The sequence below is a fragment of the Nocardioides secundeburneus genome (assembly GCF_039939255.1).
Classification (GTDB): Bacteria; Actinomycetota; Actinomycetes; order Propionibacteriales; family Nocardioidaceae; genus Nocardioides.
On record NZ_JBDUUE010000001.1, the window covers coordinates 788,900 to 811,319 of the forward strand.

At 73.8% G+C, this 22,420-nt stretch carries 25 protein-coding genes; 10 read left to right on the forward strand and 15 right to left on the reverse strand.

Features of this window, described 5'->3' with window-relative positions; genetic code table 11:
• Window positions 1-32: 32 nt before the first annotated feature.
• Together amiA and ABFT23_RS03580 are read right to left on the reverse strand one after the other, a co-directional pair.
• A complete protein-coding gene (amiA, locus tag ABFT23_RS03575) occupies window positions 33-152 on the reverse strand; it encodes a streptamidine family RiPP (RefSeq protein ID WP_347892640.1) in 120 nt (39 codons plus the stop codon).
• 99 nt (window positions 153-251) lie between these two features.
• The gene (locus tag ABFT23_RS03580) at window positions 252-1,193 is read right to left on the reverse strand and encodes an ABC transporter substrate-binding protein (protein WP_347892641.1); all 942 of its coding nucleotides are present in this window, start codon (window positions 1,191-1,193) and stop codon (window positions 252-254) included.
• Between the two features lie 52 nt (window positions 1,194-1,245).
• Between ABFT23_RS03580 and ABFT23_RS03585 the strand changes: the two genes are divergently transcribed.
• From ABFT23_RS03585 to ABFT23_RS03605, 5 genes are read left to right on the forward strand one after another with little or no spacing between them, the layout of a single operon-like run.
• Window positions 1,246-2,229 (forward strand): iron chelate uptake ABC transporter family permease subunit, encoded by a 984-nt coding sequence (locus tag ABFT23_RS03585; protein WP_347892643.1) that lies wholly within the window; start codon window positions 1,246-1,248, stop codon window positions 2,227-2,229.
• On the forward strand, window positions 2,226-3,206 hold the full coding sequence (locus ABFT23_RS03590; RefSeq protein WP_347892644.1) for a FecCD family ABC transporter permease: 981 nt from the start codon (window positions 2,226-2,228) through the stop codon (window positions 3,204-3,206). Before ABFT23_RS03585 ends, ABFT23_RS03590 begins: the two co-directional genes overlap by 4 nt.
• Window positions 3,199-3,990 (forward strand): ABC transporter ATP-binding protein, encoded by a 792-nt coding sequence (locus ABFT23_RS03595; protein WP_347892646.1) that lies wholly within the window; start codon window positions 3,199-3,201, stop codon window positions 3,988-3,990. The genes ABFT23_RS03590 and ABFT23_RS03595 overlap by 8 nt, the downstream gene beginning before the upstream one ends.
• The gene (locus tag ABFT23_RS03600) at window positions 3,987-4,664 is read left to right on the forward strand and encodes a nitroreductase family protein (RefSeq protein WP_347892647.1); all 678 of its coding nucleotides are present in this window, start codon (window positions 3,987-3,989) and stop codon (window positions 4,662-4,664) included. The genes ABFT23_RS03595 and ABFT23_RS03600 overlap by 4 nt, the downstream gene beginning before the upstream one ends.
• Complete coding sequence (locus ABFT23_RS03605; protein ID WP_347892649.1) at window positions 4,661-5,317, forward strand: hypothetical protein; 657 nt, start codon at window positions 4,661-4,663, stop codon at window positions 5,315-5,317. Before ABFT23_RS03600 ends, ABFT23_RS03605 begins: the two co-directional genes overlap by 4 nt.
• On the opposite strand, the gene ABFT23_RS03610 is transcribed toward ABFT23_RS03605, so the two are convergent.
• From ABFT23_RS03610 to ABFT23_RS03630, 5 genes are all read right to left on the reverse strand, one after another.
• Window positions 5,314-6,882 carry a lysyl oxidase family protein gene (locus ABFT23_RS03610; RefSeq protein ID WP_347892650.1) on the reverse strand — a complete coding sequence of 523 codons (1,569 nt, stop codon included), beginning with the start codon at window positions 6,880-6,882 and terminating at the stop codon, window positions 5,314-5,316. The two genes, ABFT23_RS03605 and ABFT23_RS03610, sit on opposite strands and share 4 nt — an antisense overlap.
• Window positions 6,883-6,978: 96 nt before the next feature.
• The gene (locus ABFT23_RS03615; RefSeq protein ID WP_347892652.1) at window positions 6,979-8,535 is read right to left on the reverse strand and encodes an AbgT family transporter; all 1,557 of its coding nucleotides are present in this window, start codon (window positions 8,533-8,535) and stop codon (window positions 6,979-6,981) included.
• Entirely contained in the window at window positions 8,532-9,476 is a 945-nt protein-coding gene (locus ABFT23_RS03620; protein ID WP_347892653.1) for an alpha/beta hydrolase family esterase, read from the reverse strand. Before ABFT23_RS03620 ends, ABFT23_RS03615 begins: the two co-directional genes overlap by 4 nt.
• A gap of 122 nt (window positions 9,477-9,598) precedes the next feature.
• Window positions 9,599-10,360, reverse strand: a complete 762-nt coding sequence (locus tag ABFT23_RS03625; RefSeq protein WP_347892654.1) for a creatininase family protein — start codon at window positions 10,358-10,360, stop codon at window positions 9,599-9,601.
• 5 nt (window positions 10,361-10,365) lie between these two features.
• Complete coding sequence (locus ABFT23_RS03630; RefSeq protein ID WP_347892655.1) at window positions 10,366-11,040, reverse strand: FadR/GntR family transcriptional regulator; 675 nt, start codon at window positions 11,038-11,040, stop codon at window positions 10,366-10,368.
• 118 nt (window positions 11,041-11,158) lie between these two features.
• On the opposite strand from ABFT23_RS03630, the gene ABFT23_RS03635 reads away from it, so the two are divergent.
• Complete coding sequence (locus tag ABFT23_RS03635; protein ID WP_347892656.1) at window positions 11,159-12,472, forward strand: hypothetical protein; 1,314 nt, start codon at window positions 11,159-11,161, stop codon at window positions 12,470-12,472.
• 3 nt (window positions 12,473-12,475) lie between these two features.
• Here ABFT23_RS03635 and ABFT23_RS03640 read toward each other — a convergent pair whose 3' ends face one another.
• Window positions 12,476-13,492, reverse strand: a complete 1,017-nt coding sequence (locus ABFT23_RS03640; protein WP_347892657.1) for a serine/threonine-protein kinase — start codon at window positions 13,490-13,492, stop codon at window positions 12,476-12,478.
• A 62-nt stretch (window positions 13,493-13,554) separates the two neighbouring features.
• Between ABFT23_RS03640 and ABFT23_RS03645 the strand changes: the two genes are divergently transcribed.
• Window positions 13,555-14,043, forward strand: a complete 489-nt coding sequence (locus ABFT23_RS03645; RefSeq protein WP_347892658.1) for a hypothetical protein — start codon at window positions 13,555-13,557, stop codon at window positions 14,041-14,043.
• 7 nt (window positions 14,044-14,050) lie between these two features.
• Here ABFT23_RS03645 and ABFT23_RS03650 read toward each other — a convergent pair whose 3' ends face one another.
• From ABFT23_RS03650 to ABFT23_RS03675, 6 genes are all read right to left on the reverse strand, one after another.
• Window positions 14,051-14,788 (reverse strand): hypothetical protein, encoded by a 738-nt coding sequence (locus ABFT23_RS03650; RefSeq protein WP_347892659.1) that lies wholly within the window; start codon window positions 14,786-14,788, stop codon window positions 14,051-14,053.
• A gap of 78 nt (window positions 14,789-14,866) precedes the next feature.
• Window positions 14,867-15,787, reverse strand: a complete 921-nt coding sequence (locus ABFT23_RS03655) for a GNAT family N-acetyltransferase (RefSeq protein ID WP_347892661.1) — start codon at window positions 15,785-15,787, stop codon at window positions 14,867-14,869.
• A gap of 72 nt (window positions 15,788-15,859) precedes the next feature.
• Window positions 15,860-16,426, reverse strand: a complete 567-nt coding sequence (locus ABFT23_RS03660) for a YceI family protein (RefSeq protein WP_347892662.1) — start codon at window positions 16,424-16,426, stop codon at window positions 15,860-15,862.
• A gap of 145 nt (window positions 16,427-16,571) precedes the next feature.
• The gene (locus ABFT23_RS03665; protein ID WP_347892663.1) at window positions 16,572-16,700 is read right to left on the reverse strand and encodes a hypothetical protein; all 129 of its coding nucleotides are present in this window, start codon (window positions 16,698-16,700) and stop codon (window positions 16,572-16,574) included.
• Between the two features lie 111 nt (window positions 16,701-16,811).
• Window positions 16,812-17,429, reverse strand: coding sequence for a hypothetical protein (locus ABFT23_RS03670; protein WP_347892665.1), 618 nt, complete (start codon window positions 17,427-17,429; stop codon window positions 16,812-16,814).
• Window positions 17,426-17,872: a MarR family winged helix-turn-helix transcriptional regulator gene (locus ABFT23_RS03675; protein ID WP_347892666.1), complete on the reverse strand. Its 447-nt coding sequence runs from the start codon at window positions 17,870-17,872 to the stop codon at window positions 17,426-17,428. Before ABFT23_RS03675 ends, ABFT23_RS03670 begins: the two co-directional genes overlap by 4 nt.
• 114 nt (window positions 17,873-17,986) lie before the next feature.
• Between ABFT23_RS03675 and ABFT23_RS03680 the strand changes: the two genes are divergently transcribed.
• Together ABFT23_RS03680 and glmS are read left to right on the forward strand one after the other, a co-directional pair.
• Complete coding sequence (locus ABFT23_RS03680; protein WP_347892667.1) at window positions 17,987-18,250, forward strand: hypothetical protein; 264 nt, start codon at window positions 17,987-17,989, stop codon at window positions 18,248-18,250.
• Between the two features lie 15 nt (window positions 18,251-18,265).
• On the forward strand, window positions 18,266-20,092 hold the full coding sequence (glmS, locus tag ABFT23_RS03685) for a glutamine--fructose-6-phosphate transaminase (isomerizing) (RefSeq protein WP_347892669.1): 1,827 nt from the start codon (window positions 18,266-18,268) through the stop codon (window positions 20,090-20,092).
• Between the two features lie 13 nt (window positions 20,093-20,105).
• On the opposite strand, the gene ABFT23_RS03690 is transcribed toward glmS, so the two are convergent.
• Window positions 20,106-20,480: a YccF domain-containing protein gene (locus ABFT23_RS03690; RefSeq protein ID WP_347892671.1), complete on the reverse strand. Its 375-nt coding sequence runs from the start codon at window positions 20,478-20,480 to the stop codon at window positions 20,106-20,108.
• Window positions 20,481-20,572: 92 nt separating this feature from the next.
• On the opposite strand from ABFT23_RS03690, the gene ABFT23_RS03695 reads away from it, so the two are divergent.
• Window positions 20,573-22,372 (forward strand): DEAD/DEAH box helicase, encoded by a 1,800-nt coding sequence (locus ABFT23_RS03695; RefSeq protein ID WP_347892673.1) that lies wholly within the window; start codon window positions 20,573-20,575, stop codon window positions 22,370-22,372.
• Window positions 22,373-22,420 lie beyond the last annotated feature (48 nt).

Below are 22,420 nucleotides of genomic sequence, written 5' to 3' on the forward strand. Positions count from 1 at the left end.
GAGCCAGGCGGGGGCCGACGGTGCCGGTGCGGTCAGTCGGCCTCGGTGGCCTCGACCTCGTCGAAGGGGTTCTCGACGAGGGCGTTGCTGTGCCCGGGGGTGTGGGTGGCCAGCTGGACGCGGCCGGCGGCGGGGCTGAAGAACTCGTTCATCACTTCTCCTCGATGGGGGATCGCGGCCCCGGTCGGGACCGCCGTCGGCACGCTAGCATTTATCGAGAATCATTCTCAATAAGGATCCGTCGCGGAGTGTCAGCCCAGCTCCGCCTCGACGGTGTCGAGCACGATGCCGAGCGAGATCGTGCCGCGCCCCGTCGCCCACACCGCCGCCTCGACCTCGACCACCCGGCCCTTCCGGGCGGCCGTGAGGCCGGCCCAGGTCGGGTCGGTGGCGAGGCGCTCCGAGAGCGCCTCGGTGTCGTCGGAGGCCGAGAACGCCTGGGCGAAGACGACGTCGGGGTCGACCTGCGCCACCTGCTCGACGGCGATCGGTGCGAACGGGTCGGCGGCGGCCGGCCAGGGGTAGTCGCTGACGGCGTCGAGCAGGGAGCCGACGGGCGTCTCGACCGAGTCGACGCCGAGGCTCCCGGGCTCGCCGAACATCGACAGTGTGGTCAGCTCCGACGGGGTCGCGGCGGCGTCCTCGACCCGCTCGGTGAACGCCTGCGCCCTGGCCTCGGCCTCGTCCTCGGTGCCGGTGAGCTCGCCGATCGTGCGCAGGACGTCGACCGAGTCCTCCCACGAGCGCGGGTCGACGAGGTAGAGCGGGGCGGACTCCTCGACGGCGGCGCGCAGGCCGTCCTGGGCGCCGGCGAGCCCGATCACCAGGTCCGGGCGGGCGAGCGCGACGTCCTCGGTGTTCTCCTCGCCGAAGCCGCCGGTGATCTCGCGCATGTCGGCGTCGGGTCCGGCGTAGCGCTCGTCGAGGGCCAGGGGGTCGCGGTAGGCGACGGGGGTGATGCCGACCTCGGTGAGCGCGTCGACGCAGATCATCGTCAGGCACGCGACCCGCGTGGCCGGGCCGGGGATCGTGATCTCGGCGCCCGTGGCGTCGGTGACGGTGATCGGGGTGGTGCCGGTCGCGGCGTCGGGCCCGGTGTCGGCGTCGGCGCCGCCGCAGGCGGTGAGGCCGCCGGCGAGGGCGACCGCGAGGGTGGCCGCGAGCAACGGGACGGCGAGGGCTGGCTTGCGCATGGGTTCTCCTGTGGGGTTCGATGAGAACGAAATGATAATCATTCTCAATCTGATGGCGATGGCCGTGGGGTGCGTGGTCGCCGCCCTGTGCCTCGGCGAGCCGGACGTGACGCCCACGACCGCGGTCGCCGCGCTGGTCGAGGCGGGCCACCCGCTGCACGTCGCGATGGTCGACGTCCGGCTGCCCCGGGCGCTGCTCGGACTGGCCGGCGGAGCGGCGCTCGGCGTCGCCGGCCTCCTGCTCCAGGACGTGCTGCGCAACCCCATCGCCGGGCCCGAGCTGCTCGGGGTGTCGTCCGGCGCCGCGGTGGTCGTCGCGACGGTCACCGTGCTCGGCCTCGGCGTGCCGCTGGTGCTCCTGCCGTACGCCGCCCTCGCCGGGGCTCTGGTCGCGGGCGCCCTCGTCCTGCTGGCGATCGGCCGCACGCGCTCGCCCGACCACGTCGCGCTCGTCGGCGCCGCCGTCGCCGCCGCCTGCGGCGGGCTGGTGGTCGCCGTCGTCGGCCTGGGCACCCAGGGCAACGTCGTCATGCTGTTCCGCTACCTGCTCGGCAGCCTCGCCGGTCGCGGCTGGCCGCACCTCGAGGTGGTCGCCCCGTGGCTCGGCCTCGGCCTGGTCGTCGCCGCGCTGCTGGCCCGTCGCGTCGAGACGCTCACCCTCGGCGACGAGGCGGCCGCCGGGCTCGGCGTCCCGGTCGTGGCCACGCGGGTCGGCGCGGTGGCCGTCGCCGCCGTGCTGGCCGCCGCGGTCGCGGCCGTGTGCGGGCCGATCGCGTTCGTGGCCCTGCTCGCACCGCACGCGGCCCGGCTGCTGCTCGGCTCCGTGAGCACGAGGCGCGTGCTGGTGCCGACCGCCCTCGTCGGTGCGGTGCTCCTCGCGCTGGCCGACCTCGCCGCCCGCACGGTGCAGTACCCGGTCGAGCTCCCGGTCGGCATCGCGACGACGGTCGTCGGCGTCCCCGCGCTGCTGCTGGTGCTGCGCCGGCGGACGACGCGCGGGGTCAAGACCGGCCCGGCCGCCGGGAGCGCGGCGTGAGACGCGCCGTCGTGCCGGCCCTGGCGGCGGTCGTCGCCGGCGTCGGGCTCGTGCTCGCGCACCTGTTCGTCGGCCGCTCCGACGTGCCCGGTGCCGCCGTCGTGCGGGTGCTCACCGGGCGCGAGACCGACCCGGTCTTCGAGATCATCGTGCTGCGCTACCGCCTGCCCCGCGTGCTCGTCGGACTCGCCGCCGGCGCCCTGCTCGCCGTGGCCGGGGTGCTCGTGCAGGCCGTCGTCCGCAACCCGCTCGCCGAGCCGTCGACCACCGGGGTCGGGGCCGGCGCGGCGCTGGCCGTCGTCGCCTCGACGGTGCTGTGGCCCGGCCACCAGCTCGTCAACCTGGCCGCGCTGGTCGGCGCCCTGGCGACCGGCGGCGTGCTCTGGGCGGTCGGCCGGCGCTCGTTCGCGCTGGCCGGGGTGCTCCTCGGCGCGGTGCTGGCCGCCGTGACGTCGCTGCTGCTCGTCGTCGACTCGGCGCCCATGGCCACGGTGCTGCGCTGGCTCGTCGGCTCGCTCAACGCCCGCACGCCGCACGACTGGGCGTTGCTGTGGCCGTGGCTGGTGCTGGTGCCGCTCGCCTGGCTGCTGGCCCCGCGCCTCAACGTCTGGGCGCTGGGCGAGCCCGCCGCGATCGGGCTCGGGGTCCGCGCCGGGGCGCTCGTCGCCGTCGTGCTCCTCCTCGCCGTCGCCGCGGCCGCGGCCGCGATCGCCGCCGCCGGTGCGGTCGCCTTCGTCGGGCTCGTCGCACCCCACGTCGCCCGCCTGCTCGCCGGCGCCGACCACCGGGTGCTCGTGCCGGTCGCCGCCGCGCTCGGCGCCCTGCTGCTCAGTGGCGCCGACCTGATCGCCTTCTCCGTCACGGTGCGCCTGCCCGGCGTCGCCGACGACGTCGCCGGCGTCCCGGTCGGCGCGGTGACGGCGCTGCTCGGCGCACCCGTGCTCGTCAGCCTGGTCCGGAGGGAGAACCGTGCCTGACCCACCCACCCCACCCGTTCTCGCGGCACGGTCGCTCGACGCCGGTCACGGACGACGCGTCGTCGTCCCCGACCTGACGTGGGCCGTCGAGCCGCGCACGATCACCGCGCTGGTCGGGCCGAACGGCTCGGGCAAGTCGACGTTGCTGATGACGCTCGCCCGCGTGCTCAAGCCGGCCGGCGGCAGCGTGCTGCTCGACGGCGAGCCGATCGGCTCGCGCTCCTCGGTCGACGTCGCGCGCCGGCTCGCCGTCCTGCCGCAGACCGCCGTCGTCCCCACCGGTGCGACCGTGCGCGAGGTCGTCGAGCAGGGCCGCTACCCGCAGCTCGGCCCGTGGGCGATGCTCCGGCGGCGCGACGACGGCGCCATGCGGCGGGCGCTCGAGCTGACCGGGCTCGGCGACCACGCCGACCGGCGGCTCGACACGCTCTCGGGCGGCGAGCGGCAACGGGCCTGGATTGCGATGGCACTCGCGCAGGAGACGGGGGTGCTGCTGCTCGACGAGCCGACGACCTACCTCGACGTCCGGCACCAGGTCGACCTGATGCGGCTCGTCGAGCACCTGCGCGACGACCACGGCATGACCGTGGTGATGGTGCTCCACGATCTCAACCAGGCGGCCCGGCACGCCGACCGCATCGTCGCGCTCCGCGACGGCCGGGTCGTCGTCGACGGCCCGCCGGCCGAGGCGATGACCGCGGAGACGCTGCGGGCGGTCTTCGACCTCGACGCCGTGGTCATCGACGACCCGGTCTCGGGCCGACCGTTGTTCGTGGCGCGATGACCGACCTCGCCCGCGCCGTCCACGACGCACTCAACCGGACGGCGACGTCCCACACCCCCGAGGCCGCCCCACCGCCCCACGCCGACGGCACCCGGCCGCTGCCCGCGCCCGGACCGCTCGAGCCGGCCGACCTCGGCGCGACGATGGGTAGGCGCCGGTCGACCTACCGTTTCGCGCACGGCTCGCCGAGTCGGGCCCAGCTCGCCGCGCTGCTGCACCACGGGGTCGGCACCGCGCCGCGGGCCGGCGGGCTGGCCTCGATCACGCCGTACGTCGTCACCCGCGACGGCGTCCGGTGGGCCGACCTGCGCCGGCCCGTGCCGAGCCTGGTGACCGTCCGCGCGGGCGACCCGACGGAGTACGTGCGTCAGTCGATCGACCAGCCGCCGTTCGCCGACCGGGTGCCCACGTGGATCGCGCTGGTCGCCGACCTCGCGCCGTCCCGGGACCGCTACCCGGCGCGGCACTACCGCACCGTCCACCTCGACGCCGGCGCCGCCCTGCAGAACGTGCTGCTCGTGGCCGCCGCGCTCGGCCTGGCGACCTGCCCGGTCTCCGGCTTCGACGACCGGGCGTGGGCCCGGCTCCTCGACCTGCACGACGACGCGTTCGTGGCGGTGCTCGTCGCCGCGGGAGGAGCCGCGACGCCGCCGTCGCTACAGTCGAGGAGGTGACCGTTCCCCCGCACCGGCACCGGATCCGGTTCCGCGGCCAGATCGCCGGCGTCGGCACCACCAGCGGCACGCGCGTCGTCGTCGGGCGCTGGCTCGACAGCCCGCTCGGCTCGTTCTCCGACGCCATGGTCGAGCGGCCCGACGGCCACCGGCTCCTGCTCGCGCCGTCGCCCGAGGTGGCCCGGTTCGTCGCCGCGACCTACGAGTTCGACGAGATCCGGGTCGAGACGTTCGCGACGACGGCGCAGCCGCACGGCTGGCAGGTGCGCAGCCCCTCGCTCCGCCTCGACGTCACCGTCGGCGGCACGACGGCGCTCGGCCGGCTGCTCGCCGTCGTCCCGGCGTCGGTCGCGGAGGCGCCGTGGTGGTGCGAGGTGACCGACCAGGTCGCGCGTCGGGTGCTGGACGGCGTCCGCACGCGCGGGGAGACCCGCGACCGGCGCGAGTGGTACGGCGCCTCGGGCAACCGGCACGTCGTGGCGGCGTCCGGCTCGTTCGACGGCGACGACCTCGGCCGCCTCGCCCCGGTCGAGCCGGCGCCGCGGTTCGGCTTCTCGTCGACGCCGCCGCGGCCCTCGGTCACCGACGTCGTCACGACGATCGAGCTCGACCGGTCCGAGGTGCTGGTCGGGCCCTCCGTCGGCCGGTCCTAGTAGCCGTCGCCGTTGTCAGGGCTCGGTTCGTCGACGATCCCGACCCGGGCGGCACGGACGACGCGGGCGCCGGGCTTGCCGCCGATGACGACCTTGCGCAGCGCGACGTTGTCGGTGGTCGACGACTCGACGAGCCGCTGGCGCGGGTTCGCGATGGTGGCGATGTAGTAGGTGCCGTTGGGCAGGCCCCGCAGGTCGAACGACTGGCCGGCGCGGAACTGGGCGTAGGTGTCGCCCCACCCGGCGGCCAGCACCTGGCGCAGCGAGCGCGAGTCGGGCTCGCCGCAGTCGGTCGACAGGTCGGTGTTGTCCGGCTGCCAGTCGGCGCCCGGCACGGTCAGGTCGACCGCGTCGGTGTTGGCCAGGCAGAACGCCTCCTTGCGCGAGACGACCGCGGTGCTCTTGTCGGCGCGGAGCAGCGTGTAGGTCGCGAAGTCGGTGAAGTGCCAGTGCTGGTGGGTCTGCTTGTGGTCGAACTCGAACTGGCCGACCGGCTGATAGCCGGTCTGGTTGCCGTCGGTGTCGAAGAAGTACTGGTAGGCCTTCATGCGGTCCTGGCGCGTCTCGTCGACGAAGCCGTCGACGACGAGCGGGCTGTCGCCGGCGTTCCAGACGGTGGCCGAGAAGCGCAGGTAGTTGCCGCTCTCGTCGACGTCGATGCCCCACGCCGGCAGCGAGCGCAGGTTCGGCACCGGGCCCTCGACGGCGCGGCGGCCGAGCGGGCGCCCGGTCGGAGGGGAGGTCGGGGGAGCGGCGTCGGGCGCCGCGCCGGCGCGGTGCGCGTGCCCCTCTCCTTCGTCGTGCCCGTGGTCGTGGCCGCGGTGCCCCTTGGTCACGGTCGCGCCGAACGACGTCGTCGCCTCCGCGGGCGTGAGCCCGAGCGCCTGCGCGACCACCGGGCGCAACGAGACCTGGATCGTGTACGAGCCGCGGGGCAGCCAGATCCCGCCGTCGTAGCCGACGAGGGGCGTCGACCACCCGGCCTGCACGCCCTGCACCGAGCCGAGCGTGTAGGGCATCGGTGAGCCACCGGACGTCGAACCGGCACAGTCCATCGGGTACGGCGACCGCGGCTCGGCGTCGGGCCGCGCGCGCTGGGTGCCCCACTGGTTGAGGCACCCGCTGCGCGTCCTGGTCGCGACGAGCCTGCCGGTCTTGCGGTGCACCGCCCTGATCGTGAGCAGCCGGTCGACGCCGCGGAAGCCGGACACCACGGTGCCGGGCAGCGGCACCGTGCGGTCGCCGACGGTGAGGACGGCGCGCACGGGCTCGGCGTACGACGTCCGCGTCGTGCGGATCTCGATGCTCTCGGACCCCGCGGTGAGGCGCACGGGCAGCGGCACCAGGCCCTTGCGCTTCGTGCCGGGCTTCGTGCGGCCCACCACCTCGGTCGTGACCGACCGCGGACCCCACAGGGCCGGCTTCACGGGGTCGACCGCGGCCCGGACGACGGCGCCCGGCTCGGCGTGGGCGGGGGTGAGCGAGGCGAGGCCCGAAACGGCGGTCAGCGGGGCCAGGGTGGTGATGGTCGCGACGACGACGGCGCGACGGGTGCGACGGGGCATGGGTGTTCTCTCTCCCGTGAGGTGACGACGACCGGTGTTCGGGAGGGTGACGCGCTCACGGACGGAAAGGTTGCGTGCCGTCGCGTCGCGCGCCGGTCAGCGCACCGGCGCACCCGGGCCGAGCGGGATGCCGAGCGCCCACCAGGCGAAGAACAGCAGCGTCCAGAAGAACGTCATGGCCAGCGCCAGGGGCAGCGTGTACGAGGCGAGGGTGCCGATGCCGGCGCTCTTGCGGTAGCGCTGGAGGAACCCGAGCGCCATGACGAAGTAGGGGCTCATCGGCGTGATCGCGGTCGAGCCGGAGTCGGCGATGCGGAACAGCGCCTGCGTGGTCTCGGCGGGCACCGAGAGCAGCATCAGCATCGGCACGAGGACGGGCGCGGCGATCGACCACATGGCCGAACCACTGGTCACCATCACGTTCACGATCGTCAGCAGCACCAGCACCATGAGGAAGATGACCGGCACCGGCACGTCGTTCTGGTCGAGCAGGTCGGCCGACTCGACGGCGAGCACGTCGCCGATGCGGGTCCAGTCGAAGTAGGCCAGGAACTGCGCGATCGCGAAGAACAGCACGAGCACGGGCGCCATCTGCTTGATGCCCTCGCCCATCAGCTTGGGGATGTCGCCGGCCGCCTTGATCGCGCCGGTGCGGACGCCGTACAGGGCTCCGGTGGCACCGAAGAGGACGGCGACGATCATCGCGATGCCCTCGATGAGGGGCGACTCGGCGAGGTCACCGCCCTCGCCGCGCAGGGGCGAGCTCTCCGGCAGCACGATCGCGGTGATGGCGACCAGCATCGCGACGAGCAGCAGGCACGCGGCGCGGAGCGCGCCGCGCTCGCGGTCGCTGAGGTGGAGGCTCCCGATGTCGTCGAGGTCGACGTCGGGGTCGGCGTCGAGGTCGGGCCGCTTGGAGAGCACGAGCTTGACCATCACCGTGATGACGGTGGCGAGCAGCACCGACGAGGCGATGTTGAAGTACCAGTTGCTGACCGGCGAGACGTAGGCGTCGTCGTCGATGATGCGTGCCGCCGCGGTGGTGATGCCGGCGAAGATCGCGTCGTTGGGCGTGGGCACGGGGCTGGCGTCGTAGCCGCTGGCGATCGAGGTGTAGGCGACGACGATGCCGAGGATCGGCGAGCGCCCGACGGCGCGGAACGCGAGCCCGCCGAGCGGCACCAGGATGATGTAGGCCGCCGCCGAGGCGACGTGGGAGACGGTGCCGAGGAAGGCCACCGCGAACACCACCCACGACGCCGGCACCCGCGAGACGCCGACCTTCATGGCCGCGGCGAGGAAGCCGGTGCGCTCGGCGATCGCGACGCCCATGATGACCACGACGATGGTGGCCATCGGCGGGAAGGTGGCGAAGTTGGTGATCGCCGTCGAGACCGCCATCGCGAGGCCGTCGCCGCTGAACAGGTTCTGCACGGCCACCGTCTCGCCGTCGCTCGGCGAGACGACGGTGACGTCGAAGCCGGCGAGCACCGCGCTGATGACCCCGAGGATCAGCGCCAGGATCCAGAACAGCCAGAACGGGTGGGGCAGGGCGTTGCCGACGCGCTCGACGACGGCCATCGCCCGGATGATCCGGGGCAGCTTCTCCTGCCCGTGCCTCTGGGTCTCGGGAGTCTTCTCGGCGGTGCTCATCGACCGTTCCTCTCGAAGAAGCGCCAGATGACGCGGGACGTCTCGATCGACCGGGTGGTGTACCCGCCGCCGGAGTAGATGTCGGAGCCGGGCCACACGTGGCCGCCGCCGGTGACGGCGACGTGCTCGACGGCGGCGGCGCAGTCGCGGTAGCGGTAGGTCGTCACCTCGCGCGTCGTCCGCTCGGTGCGCACCGGGCCGCGGCAGTCGTTGCGAGCCGCCCAGGTGGCGACCTGGTCGCGGACGGCGGGCAGGTCGCGGTCGGCGTCGCCGGCGTAGGGGATCGTGGCGTCGCCGGTGCCGTGAATGGCGATCACCGGCACGGGCGGGGCGTCGTCGCAGCCCTCGCGGGTGCCGGGGTAGTAGGCCGCGGCCACGGGCGCGACGGCGGCGAAGCGGTCGGGCAGGCGGCAGGCGAGGAGCGCGACCAGGCCGCCGCCGTTCGACTTGCCGGTGGCGAACGTCTGCGACTCGGCCACACAGTGTGTCGCCTGGATGTCGTCGAGCAGCGCTTCGGTGAAGGCGACGTCGTCGACCCCGGGCGGCTGGTAGGGCGCGCCCTGCCAGGCCTGCCGGTACCCGCTGCCGGTGCCGATGGCGCCGTCGGGGTAGGCGACGACGGCCGGCAGGCGCGACAGCTCGGAGTAGCCCTCGACCTCGACGCCGGTGCTGCCGCGGCCGTGGAAGGCGACGATCAGCGGCCAGTCGTCGCGCTGCTCGTAGCCGTCGGGCAGCCGGAGGATGTAGGTGCGCTCGAGGCCACCGACCTCGATCTCGTGCAGCGCCGAGGTGCCGCCGGCCTGCTCGACCGGCCGGTCGCACGTCGTGGGCCGGGGCTTCGGCGGCGGGCGGTCGGCGGCCGGCGTCCCGGAGACGGGGACGGCGGGCGCGAGCAGGAGCAGCGGCGCCAGGACGGCGGGCAGGGCATGACGGATCAGCACGGGTACCTCCGAGCAGGGGTCGTGGACGGTGATCGAGGTGCGAGCGGAGCGAGCCTCGAGATCGGGCGACGGTGATCGAGGTGCGAGCGGAGCGAGCCTCGAGATCGGGAAGGGGGCGACGCCTACGCGTCGCGCCACTCCTTGAGGAACGACACGAGGCGCTGGGTGGCCTCGTCGTAGATCGCGCGGCCGGCGTCGGCGGTGGCGGTGCGGGGGTCGCCGAGCACCCCGTTGGCCGAGAGGCGGTCGTAGGTGACGGCCAGCGTGGGTGGCCCGGCGTGGCGGGCGAGGCGGGGGACCGGGTCGAGCTGGTCGAGCGTGGTGGTGCCGGGCTCGAGCAGGTCGGAGCGCACGAGGTGGGGTGCCACGTGCAGCATCTGCGCGGTCTCGGCCTCGCCGCTGTGGCCGGTGACCTCGGCGCGGTCGAGGTCGGCGACGGCGCCGGGGGCGGACGCCGTGACGGGTGCCCACGCGAGCTCGAGCTCGGGGCGGTCGGCCATGAGCTCCTGGGCCAGGACGCCGAGCGCGGCGTTGTTGCCGCCGTGGCCGGTGACGACGAGGAAGCGCCGCCAGCCGTGGTGGGCGAGGCTGTCGACGTACTCGCGCAGCACGGCGACGAACGTCGCGGGGCGCAGCGTGACGGTGCCGGCGAAGGCGGTGTGGTGCGGCGAGACGCCGACGGGCACCGGCGGGCCGATCACGACGGCGTCGGGCAGCTCGGCCGCGACGCGCTCGACCAGCGCGTCGGCGCGGATCTGGTCGGTGCCCAGCGGCAGGCCGGGGCCGTGCTGCTCGAGCGCCCCGACCGGCAGCAGGACGACGGTGCCGCGCGCGACGGCCGCGGCGGCGTCGTCGGTGGTCATCTCCGAGAGTCGGTAGGTCACGCCGGTCATGACAGGGCCTCGCTGATCGAGTCGTGGATGGCGGTGAGGTGCGTGCGGGTGAGGTCGCGCGCGGCCGCGGTGTCGCGACCGCGGACGGCGTCGAGGATGAGCAGGTGCTCGGCGTGGTCGCGCTCGCGGTCGGCGTACTGCCGGCGGATGGCGACCTGGTCGCTCGAGCGGGTGCGCAGCAGTGCCTCGACGGTCTCGCACACCAGCGCGTTGCCCGTGGCCGCGGCCAGCGCGACGTGGAAGTGCACGGCCGGCCGCTCGTCGCCGCGCTGGGGCTGGAGGGCGTTGGCCGTGGCGGCGTCGAGCGCGGCGAGGTGGTCGTCGTCGCGGCGGGCGGCGGCCTGCGCGGCGATCGGCGGCTCGAGCAGCAGGCGCGCCTCGACGAGCTCGAGCACCGAGCGGGCGTCGGGGGCCGCGCCGTGCGGGTTGGCCATCAGCCGGCGGACGACGCCCTCGCCGACGTAGGTGCCGGATCCGTGGCGGAAGACGATGACGTCGGTGGCCTCGAGGCGGCGCAGCGCCTCGCGCAGCGTGGGGGTGGTGACGTCGAACCGCTTGGCGAGCTCGCGCGAGGACAGCAACGGGTCGCCCGGGCGCAGCCCGTCGGCACGGATGAGGTCGACGATGCCGTCGGCGATGCGCTCGGAGGTCGAGGGTGTGGTCGCGGTCACGCAAGTGATCTAATCACTTAGTCAATTGATGAGTCAAGGGTCACACCGTCGGGCTCGCAGCGTGCGGCGGCCCGGCGCTGGGTAAGGTCCGCCCGTGATGTGGCGCAGGATAGCGATGGTGCTCGCGGGGACGCTGGCCCTGGCGCCGGTGGCCGCCGCGGCCGACGCCACCGACGCCGGCGACACCGCGCCCGGCAGCACGTCGTCCACCACCCTGGGCGGCACCCCGGCCGCGACGAGCAACAACCCGGCCGAGCCGACGCCGCTCACCGCCGGGTTGTGGTCCAACACGCTGTCGGGCCCGGGAGCGCCGAAGGCCAACGCCCACCAGTACAGCTACGCGCGGCGCATCGAGAACAGCACGGTGCTGGTCTCGGTGACCGGGGTGTCCGAGGAGACCTCGAGCGACACGATCCAGGTCGTCGCCGCGACGTCCGCCGGCGACGCCTGTGGCTCCGACGCGGTCGGCTCCGACTCCACGACGCCCGGCACGGCGTTCGGCGCGATCGTCCTGGTCGCGTCGAGCACCTTCGGCGAGACCAGCCCGTGCCAGACCGCGCCCGTGCTCGCGATCGAGGTCAACCGCTCCTCGAGCAGCCTCGAGGGCGATCTGCCCTACACGTTGCGCATCGTCGAGGAGGCTCCGGTCGTCAGCCCCGAGGGCGACCTCCCCGCCTACGACGGCGCCCCAGTGCCCGTGGTGCCCGAGCCGGGCGAGCCGGAGGAGCTCTCCGGCGCTGCGTCGTTCGAGGACGCCCCGACCGTCGGCACGGGCACCTACGCCGGCACGGTCCCCGAAGGCACCGAGCGCCTCTACCGCGTGCGGCTGGGCTGGGGCCAGCGCTTCTCGGTGCGCGTCGACCTGCCCCCGCAGGACGACCTCGACAGCTCCCCGTCGGTCGACCTCGGCACCTTCGACCCCATGCACAACACGTTCAGTGGCGGCGTCGGCGACGTCGACGAGAGCGGCTACTACGGCAGCGAGGGCGACACCCTCTACACCGGTCTCCCGGCCGTCGCCTACCTCGCCCGCTTCGACGGCGCCCTCGCGGTCACGGTGCCGGGCGACTACTTCTTCTCGATCGTCGCCCAGCCCGCGCCCGACGACCGCGAGGCGGTCGAGATCCCGGTCGAGGTGAGCGTCGAGGTGACCGGCGAGCCCGGTCCCGCTCCGGAGTTCCGCCGCATCGTCTCCGCCCCCGGCGGCAACGAGGAGGCGCCCGCCGGCTACGACCCGTCGACGCCCTACCTCGTCGGCGACGACGAGCTCTCCGCCGTCGTCGGCGACGCCCCGGTGGCGGCCGAGGGCGGTTCGGGCGGCGGCTCCAGCGGCGACGCGACCCGTCGGACGTCGGGCCTGGTCGTCGGTGCGCTCAGCCTGGTCTCCCTCGCGGCGGGCGTCGTCCTGCTGAGGCGACGACGCCCGGCCTGAGGCCTACCCGACCAGCAGCCAGGCCGCCACGACGAGGCCGAGCACGCCCAGCGCCACCAGCACCACCCCGGGCACGGCCGACGGGCGCGACCATGCGACCTCGGCGCGCGGCGCCGCCGCGCCCGGCGCGAACGCCACGGTGCGCGGGGCCGGCCCGGTCGTGGCCGGCAGGTCGGCGACCGTCGGCGCCTCGATGGCGGTGAACCGGTCGGGCACCGAGACCCCCGGCTCGCCGGGCACGGGCGGCAGCGAGAGCAGGCCCGACGCGGTGAGCCGTTGCCGCAGGGCTGTCGCGTCGGCGGGTCGATCGGCCGGCGCCGCGCGAGTGGCCTCGGCGACGACGTCGAGCAGCAGGCCGCGCGCCGGGTCGTCGGTGCGCAGGGCGGCGAGGTCCTCGTCGCCCGGTTGCCGACCGAGCAGCATCGCCAGCGCCACCCGGCCGACGGCGTAGACGTCGGCGCGCGGGTCGGGGTCGGCCCCGTGCCACTGCTCGGGCGGCATGTAGCCGGGCGTGCCGATGGCCTCCGAGCCCCGCGTCATGCGCGGCTCGTCGACCGGCGCGGCGATGCCGAAGTCGGTCAGGCGCAGGTGCGGGCGGCCGGTGCCGGTCGGCTCGAGGAGCAGGTTGCCGGGCTTGACGTCGCGGTGCACGATGCCGGCCGCGTGCACGGCCTCGAGGGCCCGCAGCAGCTGGTCGGTCAGCTCGACGACCCAGCGCACCGGCAGGGCGCCGCGCTCGCGCAGCAGGTCGGCGACCGACCCGCCCCGCACCAGGGGCATGGTGAACAGCACGCGGTCGTCCATGCCGGCCCACGACATCGGCGTCACCACGTGGGTGTGGTCGATGCGCATCGACTGCTCGCGCACGAAGCGCAGCAGCGAGGCGGCGTCGGACTGCCGCAGGATCTTGGCCGCCTTGACCTCGCCGTCGTGACGGTCGTGCACCCGCCAGATCGTCCCCATGCCGCCGGTGGCCACGGGGTCGAACAGCTCGTAACGCCCCGCGAAGACCTCACCCATGGGCCCAGTCTCCCTCAGGTTTCCGTCACGGTTCCCGAAGGGCCGAGCGCGACGATGCCGGCATGACCCGCCGAAGCCCGTTGCTCGTCGTCCCCGCGCTGCTGCTCGCCCTCTCGCTGACCGGTTGCGGTGGCGACGACGGTGACGGGGGAGACAGCAGCGGCGGGGGAGGCGGGGACACCGTCGACGGCGGCGACCTGCCGGCGCTGCAGGGCGAGGACTGCGACGCCGAGGTCACCCTCTCCGGTGCGGTCGAGGCCTCGTGGTCGGGCAACGGCACCGTCAGCACCGCCGAGTCCGGTGGCGTCGCGCCGCCGGCGAGCTACCAGACCAGCAAGGACGGGATGGTGCTCACGCTGCTCTCGACCGGCAACGGCTTCGACGCGCCGTCGGTGCTGCTGCTGATCAGCGACACCGAGTCGTACACCGTCACGCCCGGCGAGGGCTCGGTCGAGGTCGCCGAGGACGGCAGCGGCGCAACGGTCGACGCGCCCGCCGGCATGATCGGCACCACCGACTCGGTCGACGTGCAGGCGACGTTCGACTGCTGAGGCCACCTCAGCGCGGTTCGTCGTCGCGCCGCCCGTAGAGGTCAAGCACCACCAGCACCGACGTGACGACGATTAGGATGCCGGCCAGGTCGGCGAACCGTCCGAACAGCCCGGCCTGGAAGACCACGACGGTGCCGGCGATGCCCGGGAGGACTCCGAACGGCCCGCGGAGGCCGAGGGCGGCCACGAACAGCGCCACGCCCACGACGCACGCCAGTGCGCCCAGGAGGCGGCCGTGGACGAGTGCGACGCCGGCGAGGCAGACGCCGGTCAGGCACAGCCCGGCCAGAGCGGCGTAGACCCGATTGGGTCGACGTCGGTACCGCGCGACCGACCACGAGCGGGCCCGCACCTCCGACCGGCGCCCGGCCGGTCGGCGACTGCTGCGCGCCACCTCGTGCTCCTGGACCCGTCGGCGCGCGGGCAGCGGGCGCGGCTCGCGGGCCGGCCGCAGCTGCAACGCGTACAGGAGGAGCCCGACGGGCGCCACCAGGCCCCAGCGCCGGACGTCGTCGGGGAAGTCGAGCAGGGCCCCGTTGACGAGCGCGGAGGTGCCGAGCCAGTGGCCGGCCACCGCGAGCCAAGACCGTCGCTGCGCGGCGGCGAAGGCGAGCAGCCCGCCCGCGACGACCAGGGCGGCGCCGGGCCACGACCCGCGTCCCACCGTGACCGCGAGGCCCAGCAGCGCGACGACGAGCGCGTCGCCGCCGCGGGCCAGTGCGCTCGTGGGTGACGCGTCCGTCATGCCGCTCCGTCCTGCGGGGCGTGGGTCGCCACCGCGCGAGGAGCCTAGGGGCGGCCGGCGCCCGCCCCGCGGGGAGGTTCAGAGCGCGATCGCCCGGTTGACCCAGGTCGACGTCGCCCGCATGCCGACCTTCTCGTAGAGCCCGAGGGCGCCGGTGCGGCTGTCGGTCGACAGCCCGCAGGTGACGGCGCCGCGGGCGCGCGCGGTTGCGAACGTGTCGACCATGAGCGCCTGGGCGAGTCCGCGACCGCGCTGGTCGCGGCGGGTGGCGAGGCGCGAGATGTAGGCCTCGGTGTCGGCGGCGGAGTCGGTGAAGAACATCTGCACCACGGCCACGGCGACCACGGCGCCGTCCGGGTCGAGCACGACCCGCAGGTGCCAGGGCTCGAACCCGGGGCGCTCGAGCACGACGGCGGTGAAGTCGGCGAACGTCTCGCGCTCGCGCCTCGACCACTCCAGAAAGGCGTCCTCGAGCACGGTGTGCGCCGCGGGCAGCTCGTCGGACGTCGCCTCGCGCACGACGTAGCCGTCGGGCAGCGGGCGTTCGGTGATGCTCGCCCCGGCCGGCAGCTTGAGCACCCACGACGTCCAGCGCACGTGGTAGCCGAGCTCGGTCAGCAGCCGGTCGCCGGGCGAGCCCTCGGGCACGGCGGCGCCGACCTCGGTGGCCCCGCGGGAGCGGGCGAGGTCGCGCACCCAGGCCGAGAGCCAGGTGCCGATGCCGCGACCGCGCGCGGCGGGGACGACGGCGACGTCGCTGCGGTCGGGCGCCGAGAACTCGGCGTAGCCGACCATCGTGTCGCCGTCGAAGACCCCGACGGTCTGGGCGGCGACGTCGAAGCCGGGCCGCGCCCACTCGCCGACGATGTCGGCGGCCTCGATCTCGACCGTGCCGATGTCGGCGCGCTCCTGCGCCGCGATCGTCTCGTAGACCGCTGTCGCGTCGCTCTCGGCGAGGGGACGGTGGGTCAGGCCGTCAGGCAGGTGCACGTCGTCCACGCCGTGGATGGTGGCACCGACGCACGAGGGGCCGCGATGTTTTATCGCGGCCCCTCGTGGTGTGGCCGGCGGTCAGGCGTTGCGGATCGCCGAGATGTCGAACTCGAGCTTGACCTTCTCCGAGACCAGCACGCCGCCGGTCTCGAGGGCGGCGTTGAAGTTCAGGTTCCAGTCGCTGCGCTTGACGGTGACGCCACCCTCGAAGCCCACGCGGGTGTTGCCGAACGGGTCCTGCGAGGAGCCGATCTCCTCGAAGACCACGGTGACCGGGTTGGTGGTGCCCTTGATGGTCAGGTCGCCGGTGATGGTCCACTCGGAGCCGTCGCGCTCGACCTCGGTGGAGACGAAGGTGATCTGCGGGTTCTCCTCGGCGCCGAAGAAGTCGTTGCTCTGCAGGTGGCCGTCGCGGTCGGGGCTGCCGGTCTTCACGCTGGCGGCGGTGATGGTCAGGTCGACCTTGGAGTTGGCCGGGGTGGCGGTGTCGATGTGCGCGGTGCCGCTGAACTCGTCGAAGTTGCCGCGGACCTTGGTGACCATCGCGTGGCGGGCCTGGAAGCCGATGCGGCTGTGCGACGGGTCGATGGTGTAGTCGCCGGTGATGTCGGCGATGGCGGTGGTGGCGGCGTCGAACTCGGACATGGGGTGCTCCTCGCGGAAGTAGGTGGTTGAACTCTCAAGCACCATAACGGACCGCGGTCCGTTTTGTTCCCGGGCGAGGTGTGCGAATTGGCAGGAGCCGCCGTCCGGGTCGGACGGCGGCTCCCGCGCAGGTCGTGAGGGTCGGTCAGGCGGCGTGGCTGATGCCCGCGGACTCGGTCGGGACGATCCAGACCGCCTCCATGCGCGTGCGTCCTGCCTCGTCGCTCACCGGGACCCAGCGCATCTCCAGCTGGTTGGTTCGATCGTCGGTCATGGGACACCTCCTGTTCACCTTCTGTTCACCAAAGATAGCCCACCCCCACTCGAAATGCCAGTGAGCCCCATTCAGGGTGCTCGCGCCCCACCCGACCACCCCTGTGGGTGGTCAGGACCGTGGTGGCGCTCCACCCGCGATCTGCAGGCGGACCCGAGCGGCCACGTCCCGCGGGTCGTCGACGTACACACGCACCTCGTCGACCTCGTGCGTCACATCGCCGACCACGACCGCGAGCGGTCGGCGGAGCACCAGGTCGAGGCTCGTGCGCTTGCCGACGGCGATGGAGGCGGTGCGGTCGTCGACCTGCACGGCCCCGCCCGAATCGAGGCTCCTCTCCCGGGTGCGGACGGCGTCGATCGCCTCCCATGGGACGACGAGCGCGGGCTCGCGACGCTGGGCCCGCAGGCGGAGCCCGTCGTCGGTCGCGAGGTGCGGGTAGACGTAGTGGCAGCCGGTGAACCCGAGGCACCAGACCACGCCCCAGACGCCGAGGACGTCGGCGCCGACGCGCACCGCGTGCCACGGGATGACGAGGTGCAACGCCACCAGCTCGACCGCCGAGACCACGGTGAACGCCCACAGCAGCACCGACACGGCGCCGACGTAGCGCAGCGGCTCGGCGCCGTGGGGCACGTCGGGGCGTCGTCCGAGCAGGCGCACGAGGCCGCCGTAGACCCGCAGCTCGGTGGCGACGGCGAGGCGCACGAGCCGCCGGACGCGCGTCACGACGACTCCTCGACCAACGTCTGGACCCGGGAGAGGACGGCGTCGAGGCCGGCGGTCAGGCGCTCGACGTCGTCCGGGCGCCAGTCGGCGAACAGGGCCCGGGCGAGCTCGACCCGGCCCTCGGCCAGGGCCCGCGCTGCGGCCGCGCCGGCCGGGGTGGGCGTGACCAGGGTGGCTCGGCGGTCGGTCGGGTGCGGTTCGCGGGTGATGTGGCCGCTCGCCTCGAGGCCGTCGACCAGGCCGGTGACGGTGCGCGGCGTGACGTCGAGGGCGTCGGCCAGGGCGCGCTGCGTGGTCGGCCCGGTGCCGTGCAGCACGAAGAGCAGGTGGGCGCGCGACTCGGTGAGCCCCTGGCCGGCCAGGTGGCCGGACATGTCCCGGCCGAGCACGACGGTGAGCTCGAGCAGGCGGTCGAGGGCGGCGGTGGCGACGTCGACCGGCATGTAGTGAGTTTACTTCACTATGTGCGTTGCATCTCGCGCCTGCGGCAGTCTCTTTCCTGCCCGGATTCGGGCAGGAACTTGCGATTCGCTGGCCGCAGAACGACGATCGCAGCCGTGCCTGCCGATCCCGACCTCGTGGCCCATCTGGTCGCGACGACCGGGTTGACGGCGTCCGAGGCGGCCCGGGTGGTCGACGACGTCGTCGCCTTCCACGCCGAGCCGGTGGAGGCCTACGTGCGTCGTCGGCACGGCGAGCTGAAGACCTACGGCGCCAAGAACCCCGAGATCTTCGCCCGGATCGCCGACGAGCTCGCCGAGCGCGTCGTCGCGGCACCACCCCTCTCCGAGCGGCAGTTGCGCCGCCTGGTCTACGGATAGAAGAAGGCTGATCACATGTGCGGCATCGTCGGATACATCGGACGGCTCGACGCGGCCCCGCTGCTGCTCGAGGGCCTGAGCCGCCTCGAGCACCGCGGCTACGACTCCGCAGGCGTCGCGGTGCTGGCACCGTCCGGCCTCAAGGTGGCGCGGCGCGCCGGACGGGTCCGCGACCTGCAGGAGGCGATGCCCAGGCGGTTCGGCGGCCGGGCCGGCATCGGCCACACGCGGTGGGCGACCCACGGCCCGGCCACCGACGCCAACGCCCACCCGCACGTCGACGCGACGGGCCGGGTCGCCGTCGTCCACAACGGCATCCTCGACAACGCCGCCGCACTGCGCGCCGAGCTGACGGCCGACGGCGTCGAGCTGGCCTCCGACACCGACACCGAGGTGGTCGCCCACCTCATCGGCCGCTCCGGGGCCGAGACCCTCGAGGAGAAGGTCGCCGAGGCCCTGGCCCGCATCGACGGCACCTACGGCCTGGCGGTCGTGCACGCCGACGTCCCCGACCGGATCGTCGTCGCGCGTCACGGCAGCCCGCTCATCATCGGCGTCGGCGACCACGAGATGCACGTGGCCTCCGACCTCGCGGCGCTGGTGCGCTACACCACGACGGTCGCGCACCTCGAGGACGGCGAGATCGCGACCGTCACGGCGGCCGGGTTCACCACCTACCGCGCCGACCTCACCCACGCCCCGCGGGCGGCCACCGAGGTCGACGTCGACCCGTCGTCCTACGACGTCGACGGCGACGACCACATGCACCGCGAGCTCCTCGACCAGCCGGCCGCCGCCGAGCGCGTGCTGCGCGGCCGCCTCGACGAGCGGTTCGGCACCGCCCACCTCGGCGGGCTCAACCTCGAGCCGCGCGAGACGCGGGCGATCCGGCGGGTCAAGGTCCTCGGCTGCGGGTCGGCGTTCTACGTCGGCCAGATGGGCGCCTCGCTCGTCGAGGAGCTCGCCCGCATCCCCGCCGACGCCGAAGCCGCCTCGGAGTTCCGCTACCGCAACCCGGTCATCGAGCCCGACACCCTCTACGTGGCCGTCAGCCAGTCGGGCGAGACCATCGACACCCTGCTCGCCGTCCAGGAGATCCGCCGCAAGGGCGGTCGCGTCGTCGGGCTGGTCAACGTCGTCGGCAGCGCTATCGCCCGCGAGGTCGACGGCGGCATCTACCTGCACGCCGGCCCCGAGGTCGCCGTCGCCTCGACCAAGGCCCTGACCACCATGTACCTCGGCTTCGTGCTGCTCGCCCTGCAGCTCGGCCGCGTGCGCGACCTGTCGGTGGCCGAGGGCAAGCGGCTCGTCGCCGGCCTGCAGGCCCTGCCCGGCCTCGTGCAGCAGGTGCTCGACGACTCCGACGCCCTCGTCGACGTCGCCCACCGGCTCGCCGCCGCCGACAGCCTGTTCTTCGTCGGACGCGTGCGTGGCTACCCGGTCGCGCGCGAGGGTGCGCAGAAGTTCAAGGAGGTCACCTACCGCCACGCCGAGGCGTACCCGACCTCCGAGCTCAAGCACGGCCCGCTCGCGCTCGTCTCGCCCGACGTCCCCACGGTCGCGATCGTGCCGGCCGACGAGCTGACCGAGCGCAACGTCGCCGCCCTGCACGAGATCAGCGCCCGCGGCGGGCCGCTCGTCGTCGTCACGCACGCCGAGGTCGACCTCGGCGAGCTCGAGCGCGGCGCGTGCACGCGCATCGACGTCCCACGCTCGGAGCGCGAGCTCGACCCGATCCTGATGACGATCCCGCTGCAGCTGCTGGCCCTGCACGCCGCCACCCACCTCGGCCTCGACGTCGACAAGCCGCGCAACCTGGCCAAGTCGGTCACGGTGGAGTGAGGGCGCGAAACCCCTATCGGGCCGGCACGATCTCGCGTCCGAGCGGCAGCAGCGAGATCGGGATCATCTTGAAGCTGGCGATGCCGAGCGGGACGCCGATGATCGTGAGGCACAGGGCGATGCCGGTGACCACGTGCCCGATCGCGAGCCACAGCCCGGCGAAGACGAACCAGATCACGTTGCCGACGGCCGACGGAGCCCCGGCGTCGGGGCGCTCGACGACGTCGCGCCCGAACGGCCACAGGGCGTAGTTGGCGATGCGGAACGAGGCCAGCCCGAACGGGATCGTGACGATCAGGATGCAGCAGACGATGCCCGCGATCGCGTAGCCGACGGCCATCCAGAAGCCGCAGAGCACCAGCCAGATGATGTTGAGGATCGTCCGCACGTAGCCAGCGTACGGAGGGCGTGCCGGATCGTGACCCACCCCACCGCGTCGCGCATTGGGGTGGTACAAGCCACAACCACTACCGTTGTCGGGTGAATGACGAGCAGGACCAGACCGACGTGACCGACGCGCCCCCCACCTTCGCCGCCCTCGGGCTCGGCGACGCCGTGCTCAAGGCCCTCAAGGACGTCGGGTACGAGAGTCCGTCGTCCATCCAGGCCGAGACCATCCCGACCCTGCTGCAGGGCCGCGACGTCGTCGGCCTCGCGCAGACCGGCACCGGCAAGACGGCGGCGTTCGCGCTGCCGATCCTCGACCGGCTCGACGTGAAGCAGAAGACGCCGCAGGCGCTGGTGCTGGCGCCCACGCGTGAGCTCGCACTGCAGGTGTGCGAGGCGTTCCAGAAGTACGCCTCCGGCACCCGCGGCGTGCACGTGCTGCCCGTCTACGGCGGCCAGGCCTACGGCGTCCAGCTGAGCGCGCTGCGCCGCGGCGTGCACATCGTCGTTGGCACGCCCGGCCGCATCATGGACCACCTCGACAAGGGCACGCTCGACCTGTCGGAGCTGCGGTTCCTCGTGCTCGACGAGGCCGACGAGATGCTCAACATGGGCTTCGCCGAGGACGTCGAGACGATCCTCGCCGACACCCCCGACGACAAGCAGGTCGCGCTGTTCAGCGCCACGATGCCGGCGCAGATCCGCCGGCTGTCGAAGAAGTACCTGAACGACCCGGTCGAGATCACCGTCAAGAACAAGACGGCGACGGCCTCGAACATCACCCAGCGCTACCTGATCGTCGGCTACCCGCAGAAGGCCGACGCCCTCACGCGCATCCTCGAGGTCGAGAACTTCGAGGGCATGATCGTCTTCGTCCGCACCAAGAACGAGACCGAGACCCTCGCCGAGAAGCTCCGCGCCCGCGGGTTCTCGGCGATGGCGATCAACGGCGACGTCGCCCAGGCGCAACGCGAGCGCACGGTCAACCAGCTCAAGTCGGGCAAGCTCGACATCCTCGTGGCCACCGACGTCGCCGCGCGCGGCCTCGACGTCGAGCGCATCAGCCACGTCGTCAACTTCGACATCCCCACCGACACCGAGTCCTACGTGCACCGCATCGGCCGCACGGGCCGGGCGGGTCGCTCGGGCGACGCGATCTCGTTCGTCACCCCGCGCGAGCGCTACCTGCTCAAGCACATCGAGAAGGCCACCCGGCAGTCGCTCACCGAGATGCGCCTGCCCGACGTCGACGCCGTCAACGCCACCCGCCTCGCCCGCTTCGACGACGCCATCACCGCCGCCCTCGGCCAGGGCGAGCGCGTCGAGGCCTTCCGCGACATCATCGGCCACTACGTGCGCAACCACGACGTGCCCGAGGTCGACGTCGCCGCCGCGCTGGCCATCGTCGCCCAGGGCGACACCCCGCTGCTGCTCGACCCCGCCGCCGAGCGGGCCCGTCCGACCTTCACCGACAAGGCCGCGCGCACCGAGCGCCCCGGCCGCGGCGAGGACCGCTTCGACCGTGGCCAGCGTCGTCCGCGGCACGCCAGCGACAAGGCGATGAAGGCCTACAAGATCCAGGTCGGCAAGCGTCACAAGGTCGAGCCGCGCCAGATCGTCGGAGCCATCGCCAACGAGGGCGGCCTGTCGCGCGGCGATTTCGGCGCCATCAAGATCAACCCCGACTTCTCGATCGTCGAGCTGCCCGCCGACCTCAGCCCCGACGTCTGGAAGCGGCTCGAGAACACCCGCATCAGCGGCAAGCTGATCGAGCTCTCCGAGGACCGCGGCCCCCGCGGCGGCGGCGCGCGGGCACCGCGCTCCGGCGCCGACGACGGCCCGCCGGCCCGCGAGAAGAAGCCGCGGCACAAGAAGAACCGCGACGACGACTGAGGTCTCGAGGCTCGCTGCGCGCGCACCTCGACCGCTCTCGACGCCGGT

Coding starts and splice junctions, on each gene's coding strand:
- amiA (WP_347892640.1), bottom strand. CDS start 152: ATGAACGAGTTCTTCAGCCCCGCCGCCGGCCGCGTCCAGCTGGCCACC.
- ABFT23_RS03580 (WP_347892641.1), bottom strand. CDS start 1,193: ATGCGCAAGCCAGCCCTCGCCGTCCCGTTGCTCGCGGCCACCCTCGCG.
- ABFT23_RS03585 (WP_347892643.1), top strand. CDS start 1,246: ATGGCGATGGCCGTGGGGTGCGTGGTCGCCGCCCTGTGCCTCGGCGAG.
- ABFT23_RS03600 (WP_347892647.1), top strand. CDS start 3,987: ATGACCGACCTCGCCCGCGCCGTCCACGACGCACTCAACCGGACGGCG.
- ABFT23_RS03610 (WP_347892650.1), bottom strand. CDS start 6,882: ATGCCCCGTCGCACCCGTCGCGCCGTCGTCGTCGCGACCATCACCACC.
- ABFT23_RS03615 (WP_347892652.1), bottom strand. CDS start 8,535: ATGAGCACCGCCGAGAAGACTCCCGAGACCCAGAGGCACGGGCAGGAG.
- ABFT23_RS03640 (WP_347892657.1), bottom strand. CDS start 13,492: ATGGGTGAGGTCTTCGCGGGGCGTTACGAGCTGTTCGACCCCGTGGCC.
- ABFT23_RS03645 (WP_347892658.1), top strand. CDS start 13,555: ATGACCCGCCGAAGCCCGTTGCTCGTCGTCCCCGCGCTGCTGCTCGCC.
- ABFT23_RS03650 (WP_347892659.1), bottom strand. CDS start 14,788: ATGACGGACGCGTCACCCACGAGCGCACTGGCCCGCGGCGGCGACGCG.
- ABFT23_RS03660 (WP_347892662.1), bottom strand. CDS start 16,426: ATGTCCGAGTTCGACGCCGCCACCACCGCCATCGCCGACATCACCGGC.
- ABFT23_RS03665 (WP_347892663.1), bottom strand. CDS start 16,700: ATGACCGACGATCGAACCAACCAGCTGGAGATGCGCTGGGTCCCGGTG.
- ABFT23_RS03675 (WP_347892666.1), bottom strand. CDS start 17,872: ATGCCGGTCGACGTCGCCACCGCCGCCCTCGACCGCCTGCTCGAGCTC.
- glmS (WP_347892669.1), top strand. CDS start 18,266: ATGTGCGGCATCGTCGGATACATCGGACGGCTCGACGCGGCCCCGCTG.